Origin of the sequence: Synechococcus sp. MEDNS5 (assembly GCF_014279875.1) — a bacterium.
Lineage (GTDB): Bacteria > Cyanobacteriota > Cyanobacteriia > PCC-6307 > Cyanobiaceae > Synechococcus_C.
The window spans coordinates 1,753,667-1,769,544 of sequence record NZ_CP047952.1 but is presented as its reverse complement, the minus strand read 5'-3'; the positions used below and the strand labels follow the sequence as shown (position 1 = coordinate 1,769,544).

The following is a 15,878-nucleotide window of genomic DNA, read 5'->3' as shown; positions in this document are numbered from 1 at the left end:
TGACTTCAGACAGCCCTGAGGGCAAGGCATCGACCTTAAATCGGTTCCGGCTATGCGGCAGGGGCTTCGTTAAATGAGGTAGAGAATCACGAAGAGAATCACCCAGATGCCATCGACGAAATGCCAGTAGAGCTCAGCGGCTTCGAGGGGAAAATGATTGCTGGCGCTAACTCTCCCTGAAGGAGTGCGGCACTGCCACCAGACAATCAGGATCATCAAGGCCCCAAGCGTGACATGCAGGCCGTGAAATCCAGTGAGTGCATAGAACGTGCTCGCGTAGAGATTGTCGGCGAGTCCGAAGGGCAGCGTGAAGTACTCCACCATCTGACTGACGAGAAAGGCCAAGCCGAGCACTGCTGTACCCAGGAGCCACGCACGGCAGCGTTCGTTGAGCCCTTTGCGCAGATTCACCCCTGCGCGATGAAAGGTTGCACTGCTCACCAGAAGCAGGATGGTGTTGAGGGTGGGCAGGGGTAATTCCAGCTCGTAGATGGCCCCGGGCATCAGGGGGTTGACGGCCTTGAACGTGAGGTAAGCGGCGAAGAAGCCAGCGAACGTCATCGCGTCGGCCACAAGGAATGTGGCGAGTCCGAACATGCGATGGTCGGGGTGCTCCGCCTCGTGATGTTCAACCTGCTTTTGAATCTGGTCCTGAGGGCTGAGGGATGTCATTGGCCATTTCTCCAGAGATCACTTCCACTCACGGAACGAAGATCGATCTCATCGTCCGGAGTGCCATAGGCATAGGGATTGCTGACGAGCGGCGGCTCCCCTTTCCAGTTCTCCACCGGTGGCGGAGAGGTAGTGAGCCATTCGGGTGTGAGGGCATTCCAGGGGTTGTCGCCGGCGATGGCACCCCGGCGGGCGCTGGCGATCACATTCCAGAGAAAGGGAAGTGTGCTGATGGCCATCAAGAGGGCACCCACACTGCTGAACTGGTTGATCAGCTGGAATTGCGGGTCGTATTCCGCCACCCGTCGGGGCATTCCGTTCAGTCCGAGCCAGTGTTGCGGTGCGAAGCAGAGGTTGAATCCAACAAAGGTGAGCAGGAAGTGGAACCTCCCGAGATGTTCATTCATCAGCCGCCCCGTCACCTTGGGGTACCAGTGGTAGATCGACGCAAAAATCACAAACACTGATCCGCCGTAGACGATGTAGTGGAAATGAGCAACTACAAAGTAGGTGTCATGAACATGCACATCGAAAGGAACCTGGGCCAGTGCCACACCAGTGATGCCGCCGAGGACGAAATTGACGATGAAACCACAGGAAAACAGCACGGCGCTGTTGAGGCTGATCTTTCCTCCCCAGAGGGTGGCCAGCCAGTTGAAGAATTTGATTCCTGTGGGAACGGCGATGAACGCTGTGGCGATCGTGAAAAACAGACGCATCCAGGGAGGTGTACCGCTGGTGAACATGTGGTGGGCCCAGACCACTAAACCCAACACCACAATGGCCATGATCGAATACACCATGGTGGTGTAGCCGAACAGAGGCTTTCGGCAGTGGATCGGGAGAATTTCACTCACCAGTCCAAAGGCCGGAAGCACCATGATGTAGACCGCTGGATGGGAATAAAACCAGAACAAGTGTTGATACACAACAACATTGCCGCCCAATCCTGGATTGAAAAATCCGGTATGAGCCACGATGTCGAAACTGAGCATGATCAATGTCCCAGCCAGAACAGGTGTGGACAACACCACCAAAATGCTGGTCCCCAGCATGGCCCAGCAATACATTGGCAGTTGCATCAACTTCAGCCCTGGTCGGCGTAATTTCAGAATTGTGGCAATGAAATTGATGCCTCCAAAGATGGAGCTTCCCCCCAGTAACAGCACACTCAGGATCCAGATGATCTGTCCACTCGCTGGCGTTGTAAGGCTGAGCGGTGGGTAGGCCGTCCACCCCGACTGAGCCGCCCCTGTGATGAAGTAACTGCTGATCAGAAGTAAACCGGCTGGAGGAATCAGCCAGAAAGCCACGGCGTTGAGGCGCGGAAACGCCATGTCACGGGCTCCCACATAAAAGGGAATCAGATAGTTCCCAAATGCACCGTTGACCACGGGAACAATCCAGAGAAAGATCATCACCGTGCCGTGCAAAGTGAGGACCTGGTTGTACACATCTCGAGGCATGAAATCCGAGATGGGGCTGACCAGCTCCGTACGGATCGCGCCTGCCAGCGCTCCTCCGATCAGATAGAACGCAAACCCGCAGACCATGTATTGCAGTCCGATCACCTTGTGATCAACGCTGAAGCTCAAATAGCGCAACCAGCCTGTTGGTTGAAGGGATTGAGGAGCGGGTGGTGATTGCTGGGGAACGGTGAGTGTCATGCCTCTTGCACAGGGGATTTTCGGTTCGCCTGAAGCCAGGCATTGAAATCGTCAGCGCTGTCCACCACAACGGTTGAGCGCATGCCTCCGTGGTAAGGGCCACAGAGCTCGGCGCAGACGATCGGGTAACGCCCCGGTCGGGTCGGGGTGAAATCCAACAGGGTTGGTTGTCCGGGGATCACGTCCTGTTTGAGACGGAACTCAGGGACCCAGAACGCATGAATGACATCTTTTGCTTCCATGCGCAGGGAGACGGGGCGACCAGCCTGAACGTGGAGTTCTCCAGACATGATGTCGCCATCCGGATAATGAAACAGAAATGCGAATTGCATGGCTGTGACTTCAACCGGTAATGGTTGTAACGGCGATGCTGAAGATGTTGTAGAGATTTCCGACGATCCAATGCCTCCCCAGATGCGTTGTTCGGTTTGCATCGCTGTTCCATGGTCAGCGTGACTGAGAGGAGCCATTCCTCCCATTCGTTCGTAAATGTCGTAACTAAAAAGACCAACGAATAGAACCACGATCGCTGGAACGGCAGTCCAGAACACTTCCAATGGGAGATTTCCTTCCAGGGCCAGGCCATCTCCGAGTTGGCCCGGGCGACGGCGGAAACGCACAAGGCTGAAGATGATCAGACCAACAATGCCGAGAAACAGGATTGTTCCGATGCTGAAAAGAACACGGAACAGCTCGTCGTAGATGGGTGCATTGGCACTGGCGTCAACGGGCAGAAGATTGATGTTCTGGCCGATCCACAGTCCCCCGAGGACAAGGAGCATCCCCAGCACCAGAGTGACGATCGCTGAGGGGATCTGCACGATGACCTCATCACAGGCAACTTCAGACTATGGAGCTCTGCGTCATTCACCACGGGGTGATTGTTAAAAACGCCTGAAATTCCTTCGTTTTGACTTGCCTGATCCGGCCCATGTCAGCGAAATCGCATTAATCAGGAGACTTCATGTTGCACTCCTGCATAGAGCGTGTCGTTCTGAATCAGATCGCTACGTTTTGGACATGACTGGTTCTTCTGGGGGTCAGCGTTGACTACATCCTCGTTGGATTCGATTCGTCTCCGCCTCGCTCAGCTGGCCGCGCATCTCGTGGTGGCACTCGTGGCTTTGGTGGTCATTGGCGGTGCCACCCGGGTGATGGAGGCCGGTCTGGCTTGCCCGGACTGGCCGCTCTGTTACGGGACTTTCCTCCCCGGCCGGCAGATGAATCTGCAGGTTTTTCTGGAATGGTTCCACCGGCTTGACGCCTTTGTGGTGGGCGTCGCTCTGCTCGTGCAGCTCGCGGCCGTTTGGTGGTATCGACGCACTCTGCCGGCTTGGCTGCTTCCCCTCAGCGGACTTCTGGTGCTGATGGTGGCTCTGCAGGGAGGCTTGGGGGCTCTCACCGTGCTTCAGCTGTTGCCCTCGGCCGTGGTGACCGCCCATCTGGCTTTGGCGCTGACCCTGGTGATGTCCGTGAGTGGTCTCACCCAGATCTTGCTCAGCGGAACCACGACCGGTCCTGCTCCTCGCTGGTGGCCCTGGCTCGGTGGCCTCAGCGTGATCGCTGTTTCCGCGCAGAGCCTGTTGGGCGGTCGCATGGCGACTTCCTGGGCAGCCCAAAGCTGTCTTGAGGCCGGCCGGGCCTGCCAATGGCTGCACTGGCATCGATCCTTCGCCACTCCAGTGGCGCTGACCGTCGGTCTCTTTGTGGTTGTCGCCCTGCTCGCCGGTGGGTGGGCCCGGCAGCAATGGCCGCTGTTGCTCACGGCGCTTTGTCTTGTGGCAGCTCAGGTCGCCCTCGGGGTTTCAACGCTGCGCATGGGCCTGTCCCAGCCGGCCTTGACCGTGGGGCATCAGCTCGTGGCCTGTCTTCTGGTGGCCGTCCTCTCCGCTCTCACCTGCCGTCGTCCTCCCTCGCCCTCGGCCCCCCGTCCTGTCGTTCTCGACTCATCAACTCTGGAGACTTGTCATGGCTAGTTCATCCGCCACAGCAGTCCCGCTCACCCGTGAGCAGGTTGTTCCCTCGAGAAAACGCATCAAGCTTCCGGCCTGGTTGGAAGTCGCCAAGCCTCGGCTGATTCCTCTTCTTCTGGCCACAACCCTGGGGGGGATGGCACTCACTGAAGGCTGGCCCCTCTCATCTCCTCGCCTGGTTTGCACCCTGGGTGGGGGCGCCTTGGCGGCCGCAGCCGCAGGTGTGCTCAATTGCCTCTGGGAGCAAGAACTCGACGGTCGCATGCAACGCACCAGTGGGCGGGCCCTGCCATCGGGCCGCCTCTCTCCCACTGCGGCCTTCGCTGGCGCGATCTCCTGCACTCTGGCCGCTGCAACCCTGCTGGTAAGTGGGGTGAACTGTCTGGCTGCCGGCCTGTCATTGCTTGGGCTGTGCAGCTATGTACTGCTCTATACCGCCCTCCTCAAGCCTCGGACCCCGCAAAACATTGTGATTGGAGGGGTGGCAGGGGCGATTCCTCCGTTGGTTGGAGCTGCGGCCGCCACTGGTCATATTGGCCTCGGCGGTTGGTGGTTGTTCGCATTGGTGATGGTGTGGACTCCAGCCCACTTCTGGGCCCTGGCTCTACTCCTGCGCGAGGACTATCGCGCCGTCGGCATTCCCATGCTGCCGGTGGTGAAGGGGCCAGTGGTGACGGCAAAGGCCATTCGTCGCTACGGATGGGCGACGGTGATCATCAGCTTTCTGGGGGTCTGGGCCCTGCCCGAGGGAGGTCTGCTGTATGGCCTGCTTCTGCTTCCATTCAATGGAAGGCTGCTGCAGATGGTTGAACGGCTCGCCGATGAGCCCGACAGCACTGAGCGCGCCAAAGGGCTATTCCGCTGGTCGATTCTCTATCTCTTCGGGATCTGTCTGCTGCTGATCTTCAGCCGTCAGTCAGGCGCTGCGTTGTTCGACCTCCAGCTCAGAGGCTGGATTGCCGCCTTCCCGAGCGGCTTCCCCGGCATCAGTGCCTAGATTTTGCCCCACGTGTTTCCTAAGACGGGATGTCACTGATTGAGCTGGATCACTTGGTGAAGTCCTACGGGATGGTTCCGGCTCTGACGGATCTCACGCTTGCGGTTCCGGAAGGCTGCCTCTACGGATTTCTCGGTCCCAATGGGGCTGGGAAAACCACCACATTGCGCATCCTCGCCACGCTGTTGTCACCCGACCGCGGACGAGTCATCGTGGCGGGTGTCGATGCGTTGCAGAACCCCCGTCAGGTGCGGCAGATCCTGGGGTATGTGGCCCAGGAGGTGGCGATTGACAAAATCCTCACAGGGCGTGAACTGCTGGCTTTGCAGGGCGATCTTTATCACCTGCCCAGAACGGAGAGGAATCAGCGCATCGATGATCTGATTCAGCGTCTCTCGATGGAGGATTGGATCGACCGGCGGTGCGGAACCTATTCCGGTGGGATGCGGCGACGCTTGGATCTCGCAGCTGGCTTGCTTCACTCTCCCCGCCTTCTGGTGCTTGATGAGCCCACGGTCGGTCTTGATCTCGAGAGTCGCGCCGTGATCTGGGAGGTGCTCCAGGACCTGAGAGATCAAGGCACCACCATCCTGCTCAGCAGTCATTACCTTGAAGAGGTGGAGGCCTTGGCCGAACGCATGGCGATCATCGACGCAGGGCGTGTGATTGCTGAGGGGTCACCGGAGGAGCTCAAGTGCGCCCTTGGCGGTGATCGCGTCACTCTGCGCGTGCGCGAATTCAGTGACCAGGCCGAGGCAGAGAAGATCCGTGCACTTCTGGATGCCGTTGAAGGTGTTCGCCGGATTGTGATCAACCGGTCCCAAGGGCATTCCCTCAATCTTGTGGTGGATGGCGATCATGTCCTTCCCCGTCTCAAGCAGCGCCTGGGCGAAAGCGATCTGTCCGTTTTCTCCCTGGCGCAGAGCCGTCCGAGCCTGGATGATGTCTATCTCCAGGCCACGGGGCGCACCCTGATGGACGCTGAACTGGCGGTGGCTGGTCAGCGTGATCCAAAGCAGGAGCGTCGCCAGTCGATGCGTTGACGTTTTTTCGCGGTTGCTCTTTTTCGTTGTTCTGATCCATGACCAACTCCGTTCTCGATCTCTCCACTCCAAAGCAGAACCCACGCTCCGCTTTTTCGGAACTGGCTCAGGAGACAGGTGCACTCACCCGCAGGCTGTTTGTTCAACTCCAGCGGCGACCGTCCACCCTGGTGGCAGGAATCCTGCAGCCACTGATCTGGCTGGTGCTCTTCGGAGCCTTGTTTTCCCGAGCTCCGGAGGGCCTTTTGCCTGGAGGGATGAGTTACGGGCGTTTCCTGGGTGCTGGCGTGATTGTGTTCACAGCGTTCAGCGGGGCTCTCAATGCCGGCTTGCCGGTGATGTTCGATCGGGAATTCGGGTTCCTTAATCGTCTGCTTGTGGCTCCGTTGCGCAGTCGCAGCTCCATCGTGCTCGCATCTGTGATCTATATCACCACCTTGAGCCTTGTTCAGAGCCTGGCGATCATGGTGACCGCTTCACTTCTGGGCTACGGCTGGCCAGGCGCTGCAGGTTTGCTGCTCGTCATGGTCACGCTTCTCCTGCTGGTGTTTGCCGTGACGGCCTTGAGTCTGGGTCTCGCATTCGCGCTTCCCGGCCATATCGAGCTGATCGCGGTGATCTTCGTGGCGAACCTTCCCCTGTTGTTCGCGAGTACGGCCTTGGCTCCGCTGAGCTTCATGCCTCCCTGGTTGGGCTGGCTAGCGGCGCTGAATCCCCTTACCTTCGCGATAGAGCCGATCCGTGCCGCCTATGCCGGTCCATTGGATCTTTCTTCCGTTCTTCTGGAAGCTCCTTACGGCTCTGTCACCGGCACCACCTGTCTGCTTGTGCTCACTCTGCTGACGGCCGGCCTGTTTCTGCTCATTCGTCCCCTGCTCAACCGCAAGCTCGCCTGATCCCGTGACTTTTTCTCCTTACCAGCATCAGGACCCTCGCCAAACAACGCTGCAGCGTCAGATCGAGCAATCGCGGCAGGATGGCGATACTGAACGTTTGCAGCGTCTGGAACTTCAGTGGGTGCACCGCTTTGGTGTGGCCTCCCTGCCCGGTGTCGATCGGCCCATGCTTCAGCCTGAGATCCACCGGACGGAGCTCGAGCAGGAGATCGAGCAGCCCTCAGGAATCGGGCGGTTCACCGCCTTGCTTCGCGACTCGCTTGATGATGTGGCCCGCGCCTTGGATGAGAGCAGCGGGGATTCTCTCGAGCAGAACCGCCCGGCTTCGGCTCCTGTTCCGGTGGCCAGCCCCCAGAGGCTGCGGCGCTGGCTCACGCCAGTGAGCAGCGATGAATTTCCCAAAGCCTCCTGATGACTCTGTCCCTTAGGAACGGCCTGATCGTTTCTGTTCAGGCTCCTGAAGGCTCGCCGATGCGCCACCCGGATGTGATCGCCGCCATGGCCGACGCCTCACTCCGAAACGGGGCCCTTGGCGTGAGGTTGGAGAGCCCAGAGCACGTCGCTGCTGTACGCGAACGCTGTCCGAAGGCTTTGATCATTGGTCTCTGGAAGCGGTCTTGGCCTGATAGCTCGGTCTACATCACACCGCGTTGGCACGAAGTGAAGGCCATTTGGGGCGCTGGTGCCGATGTGGTGGCGCTGGATGCAACTGATCGGTTCCGGCCGCAGGCTGAGGAGCTGGAAAGCTTGGTCAAACGGGCCAAGGATGAACTGGGGGCTCCGTTGATGGCGGATGTTGACAGTGTGGAGAACGGCTTGAGAGCCGCGTCGTTGGGATGCGACTGGGTCGGCACCACCCTGTTCGGTTACACCGAATCCACCAGGGGGGCGAGACCACCTGGCTTGCATCTGTTGAAGCCTCTGCGTGCCCAGCTTCCAGCGGAAACAATTCTGATCTGTGAAGGGGGCATCGCGTCCCCGCAGACCGCCAGGAATGCCATCGGCGAGGGCGCCGATGCAGTGGTGGTGGGTACGGCGATCACGGGCGTGGATCTTCAGGTGGCGTCTTATCACCAGCACATCACCAGGCAAACTGTGTGAGTCCCGTGAGACCCGGCCGTGGATCGCCTGCTTGTTCTTCCGGTTGTGATGACCGGTTTTGTGTTCGGGCTGCCGATGGCCACTCTGCCGATGGGTGAGCTTCAGGCCCTCAATCGGGAGTTAGGGCAGCTTTGCCGTAAGCCACCCCAAGAGGCTTTGGCGGTGTGCCGTATTCACGCCCGCCTGATTCGCGCTCTCTGATCATCGGATCATGCGGGCCAAACGGGCGTGAGCGGGCTCACATCATTCCAGGCATGCCCATTCCACCCATACCGCCCATGCCACCCATGCCACCCATGCCACCCATGGGATCACCTCCGGGTGCAGGAGCTGCTGGAGGTTCGGGCTTGTCGGCCACCACCACTTCGGTGGTGATCAGCAGCGATGCGATGGAAACCGCATCCTGAAGGCCCAATCTCACCACTTTGGCGGCGTCAAGGATGCCAGCCTCCAGGAGGTTTTCATAAGCACCTGAGAGTGCATTGAAGCCCTGGCCGGTGCGCTGCACTTGCTCGACAACCACATCGCCATTGGCCCCTGCATTGATCGCGATCTGGCGAAGAGGTGCACTCAGAGCGCGACGCACAATCTCGACCCCGGTGCGCTGATCACCGTGCAGTTGATCAGCCAGCCCGCTCAAGGATCCGGCCAATTGGATCAACGTGCTGCCACCGCCGGCCACAATGCCTTCTTCAACAGCGGCTCTGGTGGCATTCAGGGCATCTTCGATCCGCAGTTTGCGGTTCTTGAGCTCGGTTTCCGTCGGAGCTCCGACCTTGATCACGGCCACACCGCCGGCGAGTTTGGCGATGCGCTCGTTGAGCTTCTCGCGGTCGTACTCGGAATCGGTGTTCTCCAATTCCCTGCGGATGGACGCCACGCGCTCAGCGACGGCATCACGGCTGTCTTCGCTGGCGACGATGGTGGTTTCTTCCTTGCTGATGGTGATGCGGCGGACCCGGCCGAGATCCTCCAGCGTCACCTTGTCGAGCGTCATCGCTCGGTCTTCGCTGATCACGGTTCCACCGGTGAGGATGGCAATGTCCGCGAGGGCGGCTTTGCGGCGCTCGCCAAAGGAGGGTGCGCGGACAGCAGCCACCTGAAGCACGCCGCGGTTTTTGTTCACCACCAGGGTTGCCAGGGCCTCTCCATCGACTTCCTCGGCCAGAATCACCAGGGGAGATCCTGTTTTTTGAACCGTCTCAAGAACCGGCACGAGATCAGCCACGGCACTGATCTTGCGATCGGTCAGCAGCAGCAGGGCATTTTCGAACTCACAGATCTGACGATCACCATCGGTGACGAAATAAGGCGAGCTGTAACCCCGGTCAAAGGCCATTCCTTCGGTCACCTCCAGCTCCGTGGCCAGAGACTTGGATTCCTCCACGGTGATCACCCCATCGACGGTGACCTTGTCCATGGCTTCAGCCACCATGCGACCAACTTCTTCATCGCCTCCGGCACTCACTGTGGCCACCTGACGGATGGCATCTCCACTGACGGACTGGCTGCGCTCAGCGAGACCTTCGACGATCAGAGCGACCGCTTTCTCCATGCCGCGACGGAGCTCGATCGGGCTGGCACCGGCTGCGGTGTTGCGTAGGCCTTCCTCGACCATGGCCTGAGCCAGAACGGTCGCTGTCGTGGTGCCATCACCCGCTTTGTCCTTCGTCTTCGACGCCACCTGTTGAATCAGTTTGGCCCCGATGTTTTCGAAAGGATCCTCAAGTTCAATCTCTTTGGCGATCGTGTCGCCGTCATTGACGATATCGGGAGCTCCGAAGCTTTTCTCCAGCACCACGTTGCGTCCACGGGGGCCGATCGTGACGCGCACGGCATCGGCCAGAGCATTCATGCCTCGCTCCAGTGCGGCGCGAGATTCATCCGAAAAACTGAGAAGTTTGGCCATGAGTGACACTTACCCGTTGGTCAATGTCCCACAGCGGCAGGTCTCCTCGGGCGGTTCCTGAAGTGGGGAAAGCCGAATCTTTCTCCGTTCAGGCCCACCAAAACCAAAGCTGCTCGGTAGCTTTAAACCATGAACGATTCGGGCGCGCTGTTCTTCGTTCTGATGACCGGTCTGGCCGGGATCATGGCGCTGGTTTACGTGCCACTGCGGATCTTTCTCACCGCGACGGAGCGAAGACGCCGGTACAAGCTGCTGCAGAAAATTCGCAGGCTGAGAGATGAGCTGGTGCAGCCGCTTGAACCGGGTGCAGCACCCTGAATTCTGAGATCGATCCGAGGGATTGAGATCAACCCATCACCATGCCGCCATCCACCTGCAGAACCTGCCCAGTGATGTAGGCCGCTGCCGAATCTGCGGCAAGGAAACGCACTGCCCCTGCCACCTGCTCCGGGGTCCCGAATGTTCCCAGGGGAATGGCTGTGAGAATGCCCTCGGCTTCAAGGTCCTTAGTCATGTCGGTGGCGATGAATCCAGGAGCCACCGCATTCACGGTGATTCCCCGGCTCGCCATTTCCTTCGCAGCACTGCGGGTCAGGCCCACCACACCGGCTTTGGCCGCGGCGTAATTGGCCTGCCCTGCATTGCCCATCAGGCCAACAACTGAGGTGATGTTGATGATCCGACCGCTTTTTTGCTTGAGCATTGGCCGGGTCACGGCGCGGGTGCAGAGAAACACTCCGGTGAGATTGAGATTGATCACCGCGTTCCAGTCGGCGGATTTCATCCTCATCAGCAGTCCGTCGCGTGTGATGCCCGCGTTGTTGACCAGCACATCGATGCGACCACTGCGCTCCAGCACCGTTTTGATCAATGCGTCCACGGCGTCTTCATCGGCCACGTCGGCCTGAAGGGCATAGGCCTTCTCTCCCATGCTCTCGATCTCCTTCACCACGGCTTCGGCCGCATCCGGGGAGCTGGCGTAATTCACCACCACTTCTGCGCCGCATTCAGCCAGGGCCAGAGCCACGGCACGCCCGATCCCCCGGCTGGCACCGGTCACGAGGGCGATTTGACCATCGAGGGTCCGGGTTGAGTTCATTCGATCTCTGCAGCCGAATGATCGTAAGCATCAACCCAAATCGGGCTTCAGCCAGATGCCGGTTCATTCAGGTGCGTGGCTCCGCCCATCGTTTCAACAGTGTCGAGGGCGTCTCCCAGGATCGTCCTGAACGCAGTGAGCTGATCTTGGCTGCCCATCACCACCAGCATCTGTCCTGGAGCCAGAGTCATGCTGCCGCTTGGATTGGCGGTGAGTGTGTTGTTTTCACGGATGGCAAGCAGCATGGCGCCACTCCGACGATCGAGCGCCAGCTCCGCCAGGCTGCGGTGGGAGAGATGGCTCATCAGCAGAGGATCCCGGCTCAATCGGAACTCCTCGATTTCGCAGTCAGTGCCAGCCAGTAGATCCATGAAGTCAACGGCGATGGGCCGCAGGGCCGTGGCTGCCATCACCCGGCCTCCTGCCACGTAGGGGCTCACCACCACGGAGGCTCCCGCCAGTTCCAGTTTGGAGGCGGCCTCATCGCTGTCGGCTCTGGCGATCAGCCGGCAGCTTTTGCGCAGACCCCTCGCGCTGAGAATCACATACAGATTGGCGGCATTGCTGGGTAGCGCCGCCACCAGGCTTCGACAGCGGTCGAGCCCTGCCTCCAGGAGTGTTTCATCGAGGGTTGCATCGGCCTGAAGCACTCGCAATCCTCGTTCCTGCGCGGCTCTCTGGCGTTTTGGATCCATTTCCACCACGAGAACCTGAACGTTCTCAAGCAGCAGCTGCTCACCGATCTCCTTACCGATCCGGCCATATCCACAGAGGATCACGTGGTCGTGCATGCGCCGCAGCAATCGACGAAATCGAATCTCCCGCAGCTGGCGGAAGTAGCCAGATTCTGACAGTCCCAGCACCCGTTGAATCGTGAGCTGGACCACCAAAAGCCCGCCGGCGATGATCAGCACGGTCACAAGGCGTCCTGCCTGGGACAACGGCTCCACCTCGCCATAGCCGATGGTGCTGATGGTGATCAGCACCATCCAGAGGCAGTCTCCCCAGTCCCAGCCTTCGGTGATGCGGTACCCAATGGCCCCACTGAGAATCACGGCTGTGAGCGCCATGATCGGCAGCAGCCATGGACGCGCCAGCAGCTGCAGATGGCGGCGACGTTGACCAGCTTTCATTTGATCAGAACCCGAGGGCTTTCATCACTTCCTCGGTGCTCAGGCCCTGACGATCGCCAGGCAGAACCCTGATGACGTCCCTTGAGGGCAGGGCATCGGCAGAGGAGCCCATCGCCACCAGGGGAACTCCGCAGTACGCCGTTAGCAGTTGGGTGATCGCGGAGCTGCTGAGAACAACATCGGCGCAGGCCACCGCTGCCGCACGTTGGGCGAATGGTGCTTGGGGGGTGAGGGTCTCGCAGCGCAGCTGTGGCAACCGCTCACGAATCCTCTCGGGCAACAACTGCCAACGATCTTCCGGCCAGTCGTTGGCGGCGTTATCTGGAGCCAACAGCAGCAGTGGTCCCTCCCCGAGCGGTTGTCGCTGGCGGGCTGTCTCCATGGCTTCGGCGGGCAGGCTGAGGCGGAAGTCGTCCGCCCTCAGGGACAGACCCAAAGGTTTGAGATACGACGCGAGTCGCTGGGGCTTCCATCCCTGGTCCGGAGAGACCACGGCTGTGCTCGAAAACCCTTCGGTTGCCACACGAACGGGGATATGGCTCATCGACAGCATCAGGTTGACCTGACGTCCGCTTGCGAAATTGAGGCAGGCCTGGAAGTCGGGTTCGCGCACGAGCCCTAGAAGGTTGGCCCACTCAGCGAGATTGGGATTTCCCGCAAAGGGGAAGGGAATCACTTTCTCAACCGATGGAAGCAAGCTCCATAGCGCCCGATGGGATGGCTCGCAGGCCACCTGAATCTGGGCTTCGAGCTGTTCGGCGACGGCGGCGAGGGCAGGAAGACGCTCCAGCTGCTGCAGCAGGCTTCCGGGGCTGAGAGCAAGAACGCGCATGAAGCGGCAGCACAGGGGGTGCGTGCTGATTGTATGGAGGCCGTTTCAGCCTGCCGTCAGCAGGAGTCGCTTGTGCATCTGTTGATTGCTGCAGCGGGTAGTGGCCGGCGTATGGGGGCGGATCGCAACAAGCTTCTGCTTGCTGTGCATGGGCGACCCGTCCTCGCGTGGACCTTGGAAGCCGCCGGCGCTGCGGCGTCCATTGATTGGATCGGTGTGATCGGTCAACCGGTGGACCAACCCGCCATGGCGGCCTTGTTTCACCATGCAGGGCAACCAGTGACCTGGATTGAGGGGGGCAGCACCCGGCAGGAGTCGGTGGAGCGAGGTCTGCAGGCATTGCCCAGGGATGCACGCCACGTGCTCATTCATGACGGTGCCCGTTGTCTTGTTTCTCCACAGGTGTTCAATCGCTGTGCTGAAGCACTTCTGAAGGGCGGTGCGGTCATTGCCGCGACTCCGGTGACTGACACCATCAAGCGTGTTGACTCCCAAGGCGTGATCACTGACACTCCCGATCGTTCTGAGCTCTGGGCCGCCCAGACGCCCCAGGGATTCTCGGTGTCAGAACTGCGCGAAGGTCATGCCCAGGCGAGAGCCCGAAACTGGGTCGTAACGGACGATGCCTCGTTGTTTGAGCGTCTCGGATGGCCGGTGCGGGTGCTCGATGCAGGGCCAGGAAACATCAAGGTGACCACACCGTTCGATCTCACCGTGGCAGCGGCCGTGATGGCTCAGCGCTGATTCGGACGTTCAAGGCTCAGAGTTCCCCGGTCGGCGTCCAGCCTGGCTGGAACGCCCATCGGCAGAGCTGCATTGCCTCCTTGGCCATGCCCTACCGGCAACCCCGAAATCACGGGAATGCCCAGATCGAGAGTGCGCTCCTTCAGGACCTGCTCCAGGCTGAAGGTTTGTTCCGCGTTGGCTGAGAGGTTGGCATCATCACAACCGCTGAACCGCCCCAGTCCAATCCCTGCCAGGCCCTGAAGAGTGCCCGTCAGTCGCCAGTGCGTCAGCATCCGGTCCAGGCGGTAAGGGGCTTCACCCACGTCCTCGATCACGAGGATCATTCCCCTCAGATCCGGTAGGTGGGAACTGCCCAACAGGTGAGATGCCACGGTCAGATTGACGGTGATCAATGGGCCTTGGGCTTTCCCACCCACCCAGGTCTCCCCATGGAGATCAGGTGCTGTCCGATCGAAGAGCAATTCCTGGAGGCGTTGCTGGCTCCAGTCGGGTTCATCGGCCAGCGTTGTGACCAACGGTCCGTGCACGCCGCCTCCCACGCCCTGGGCAAGCCTTGAGCAGAGCAGGGATGTGATGTCAGAGAACCCCAGCAGCCAGCCAGGGCTCCAAGGCCATGGGTGTTCGAGCAGTCGTGCTGCTCCCCAACCTCCCCGGGCGCAAGCCAGCAGGGGTGGGGACTGTCGCTGATCGAGGTCGGCTCTGCGTTGCTGGTCGGTTCCAGCCAGATAGCCCCAGTGCCGAGCATCAAGCTGATGGGGTTGCACCTCCAGTCCCCAGGATTCGAACACGGCGATTCCTCGATGCAGGCTGTCGTCGTTGCGGAGAGCCGAACTGGGCGCCGTGATGGCAAAGGCATCGCCGCGATTGAGTGACGGCGGTTGAACAACCGGAACCTTGGCGTGTGGCATCAACCCAACCGGCTGAGGATCACCCCGGCGAGTAACAAGCTGCCGATTTGCACTTGTCGGGCGAAATGTTTGGCGTACACCGAGGCTGCTTGCTGCTCCTTCGCCTTCAAGGGAAGTGTTGAACGCCAGAAGCCGATGCAGGCAACACTCCAAAAGATCCAGAAAACCACCCCCGCTTGGGTCGCGGCGGCGGCTATAGCGAGCCCTGCGGCCGTCAGGCCATAGCCAGCGCGTACAACCTTCACCGCGGAATGTCCGAGAGTCAATGCGCTGCTGCGCAGCTTGAGCGTGGCGTCGTCAGGGCGGTCCGCCATCGCGTACACGGTGTCGAAGCTGAAGGTCCAGCAGAACGTCGCCCCCCAGGTTGCGATCAGCGGCAGGCTGAAACTTAAAGACCCAGTGGCTGCAGCCCACGGAATCAGCACGGCGAAGCCCCAGCAGATTGCAAGGATGGCCTGTGGAAAGGGAAACCAGCGCTTGGCGGAGGGGTAAAGGAGGATCGGTGGTAAGGCCAAAACCGCCAATTGGAGGCAGAGCAGTCGCACGTCTGCAGGCAGGCTGATCACCACCATCAGCGACAGCGTCAGCAGAACAGCCAGCAGAGTGAAGGCCTGCACACGATTGAGATCGCCACGGGCTAAGGGTCTTTGACTGGTGCGTGCGACTTCACGGTCGATTCTCTGGTCCCAGAGGTCGTTGGCAACGCAGCCTGCCGCACTGACGGCGAGACCTCCGATCAGGATCTGCAGGATCAGCCGCAGGGATGGTGTTCCGGATGGATTCAGCCAAAGGCTCCATCCGGCTGGAATGAGAAGAATCAGACGGCCACTGGGTTTATTCCAGCGCAGCAGGGCTACCCAGGGGGACGTGAGGCGGGAGGAGAGCGTGCCGGTCACGGACT

18 protein-coding genes are annotated in these 15,878 nt (G+C 60.1%); 9 read left to right on the top strand and 9 right to left on the bottom strand.

Going from position 1 to position 15,878, the window contains the following annotated elements; translation table 11 throughout:
• Window positions 1-69: 69 nt before the first annotated feature.
• Genes SynMEDNS5_RS09560 through SynMEDNS5_RS09550 form a run of 3 tightly spaced genes read right to left on the bottom strand, consistent with a single transcriptional unit; the run spans window position 70 to window position 3,160 of the window.
• Window positions 70-672: a cytochrome c oxidase subunit 3 gene (locus tag SynMEDNS5_RS09560; RefSeq protein ID WP_186583175.1), complete on the bottom strand. Its 603-nt coding sequence runs from the start codon at window positions 670-672 to the stop codon at window positions 70-72.
• A complete protein-coding gene (gene ctaD / locus SynMEDNS5_RS09555; protein ID WP_186583174.1) occupies window positions 669-2,339 on the bottom strand; it encodes a cytochrome c oxidase subunit I in 1,671 nt (556 codons plus the stop codon). The genes SynMEDNS5_RS09560 and ctaD overlap by 4 nt, the downstream gene beginning before the upstream one ends.
• The gene (locus SynMEDNS5_RS09550; RefSeq protein WP_186583173.1) at window positions 2,336-3,160 is read right to left on the bottom strand and encodes a cytochrome c oxidase subunit II; all 825 of its coding nucleotides are present in this window, start codon (window positions 3,158-3,160) and stop codon (window positions 2,336-2,338) included. Before SynMEDNS5_RS09550 ends, ctaD begins: the two co-directional genes overlap by 4 nt.
• A 225-nt stretch (window positions 3,161-3,385) precedes the next feature.
• Here SynMEDNS5_RS09550 and SynMEDNS5_RS09545 point away from each other — a divergent pair, with 225 nt between their 5' ends.
• From SynMEDNS5_RS09545 to SynMEDNS5_RS09515, 7 genes are read left to right on the top strand one after another with little or no spacing between them, the layout of a single operon-like run.
• On the top strand, window positions 3,386-4,315 hold the full coding sequence (locus SynMEDNS5_RS09545) for a heme A synthase (protein WP_186583172.1): 930 nt from the start codon (window positions 3,386-3,388) through the stop codon (window positions 4,313-4,315).
• Window positions 4,308-5,309 carry a heme o synthase gene (locus tag SynMEDNS5_RS09540; protein ID WP_186583171.1) on the top strand — a complete coding sequence of 334 codons (1,002 nt, stop codon included), beginning with the start codon at window positions 4,308-4,310 and terminating at the stop codon, window positions 5,307-5,309. The genes SynMEDNS5_RS09545 and SynMEDNS5_RS09540 overlap by 8 nt, the downstream gene beginning before the upstream one ends.
• 29 nt (window positions 5,310-5,338) lie before the next feature.
• A complete protein-coding gene (locus tag SynMEDNS5_RS09535; RefSeq protein ID WP_186583170.1) occupies window positions 5,339-6,352 on the top strand; it encodes an ATP-binding cassette domain-containing protein in 1,014 nt (337 codons plus the stop codon).
• Window positions 6,353-6,390: 38 nt separating this feature from the next.
• A complete protein-coding gene (locus SynMEDNS5_RS09530; RefSeq protein ID WP_186583169.1) occupies window positions 6,391-7,248 on the top strand; it encodes an ABC transporter permease in 858 nt (285 codons plus the stop codon).
• Window positions 7,249-7,252: 4 nt separating this feature from the next.
• Window positions 7,253-7,660 carry a hypothetical protein gene (locus SynMEDNS5_RS09525; RefSeq protein ID WP_186583168.1) on the top strand — a complete coding sequence of 136 codons (408 nt, stop codon included), beginning with the start codon at window positions 7,253-7,255 and terminating at the stop codon, window positions 7,658-7,660.
• The gene (locus tag SynMEDNS5_RS09520; RefSeq protein WP_186583167.1) at window positions 7,660-8,349 is read left to right on the top strand and encodes an N-acetylmannosamine-6-phosphate 2-epimerase; all 690 of its coding nucleotides are present in this window, start codon (window positions 7,660-7,662) and stop codon (window positions 8,347-8,349) included. The genes SynMEDNS5_RS09525 and SynMEDNS5_RS09520 overlap by 1 nt, the downstream gene beginning before the upstream one ends.
• Before the next feature lie 18 nt (window positions 8,350-8,367).
• The gene (locus SynMEDNS5_RS09515; protein ID WP_186586031.1) at window positions 8,368-8,550 is read left to right on the top strand and encodes a hypothetical protein; all 183 of its coding nucleotides are present in this window, start codon (window positions 8,368-8,370) and stop codon (window positions 8,548-8,550) included.
• Window positions 8,551-8,587: 37 nt separating this feature from the next.
• Here SynMEDNS5_RS09515 and groL read toward each other — a convergent pair whose 3' ends face one another.
• A complete protein-coding gene (groL, locus tag SynMEDNS5_RS09510; protein WP_186583166.1) occupies window positions 8,588-10,258 on the bottom strand; it encodes a chaperonin GroEL in 1,671 nt (556 codons plus the stop codon).
• 129 nt (window positions 10,259-10,387) lie between these two features.
• On the opposite strand from groL, the gene SynMEDNS5_RS09505 reads away from it, so the two are divergent.
• A complete protein-coding gene (locus SynMEDNS5_RS09505; RefSeq protein ID WP_186583165.1) occupies window positions 10,388-10,576 on the top strand; it encodes a hypothetical protein in 189 nt (62 codons plus the stop codon).
• Between the two features lie 28 nt (window positions 10,577-10,604).
• Here the strand turns inward: SynMEDNS5_RS09505 and fabG are convergent, their stop codons facing one another.
• Genes fabG through SynMEDNS5_RS09490 form a run of 3 tightly spaced genes read right to left on the bottom strand, consistent with a single transcriptional unit; the run spans window position 10,605 to window position 13,322 of the window.
• The gene (fabG, locus tag SynMEDNS5_RS09500; protein ID WP_186583164.1) at window positions 10,605-11,357 is read right to left on the bottom strand and encodes a 3-oxoacyl-[acyl-carrier-protein] reductase; all 753 of its coding nucleotides are present in this window, start codon (window positions 11,355-11,357) and stop codon (window positions 10,605-10,607) included.
• A gap of 47 nt (window positions 11,358-11,404) precedes the next feature.
• The gene (locus SynMEDNS5_RS09495) at window positions 11,405-12,490 is read right to left on the bottom strand and encodes a TrkA family potassium uptake protein (RefSeq protein ID WP_186583163.1); all 1,086 of its coding nucleotides are present in this window, start codon (window positions 12,488-12,490) and stop codon (window positions 11,405-11,407) included.
• Window positions 12,491-12,494: 4 nt separating this feature from the next.
• Complete coding sequence (locus tag SynMEDNS5_RS09490; RefSeq protein WP_186583162.1) at window positions 12,495-13,322, bottom strand: glycosyltransferase family 9 protein; 828 nt, start codon at window positions 13,320-13,322, stop codon at window positions 12,495-12,497.
• Between the two features lie 72 nt (window positions 13,323-13,394).
• Here SynMEDNS5_RS09490 and ispD point away from each other — a divergent pair, with 72 nt between their 5' ends.
• Window positions 13,395-14,066, top strand: a complete 672-nt coding sequence (gene ispD / locus SynMEDNS5_RS09485) for a 2-C-methyl-D-erythritol 4-phosphate cytidylyltransferase (protein WP_186585948.1) — start codon at window positions 13,395-13,397, stop codon at window positions 14,064-14,066.
• On the opposite strand, the gene SynMEDNS5_RS09480 is transcribed toward ispD, so the two are convergent.
• A complete protein-coding gene (locus SynMEDNS5_RS09480; RefSeq protein ID WP_186583161.1) occupies window positions 14,057-14,977 on the bottom strand; it encodes an LD-carboxypeptidase in 921 nt (306 codons plus the stop codon). The genes ispD and SynMEDNS5_RS09480 overlap by 10 nt on opposite strands.
• Window positions 14,977-15,873, bottom strand: coding sequence for a 4-hydroxybenzoate polyprenyltransferase (locus SynMEDNS5_RS09475; protein ID WP_186583160.1), 897 nt, complete (start codon window positions 15,871-15,873; stop codon window positions 14,977-14,979). The genes SynMEDNS5_RS09480 and SynMEDNS5_RS09475 overlap by 1 nt, the downstream gene beginning before the upstream one ends.
• Between the last annotated feature and the right edge of the window lie 5 nt (window positions 15,874-15,878).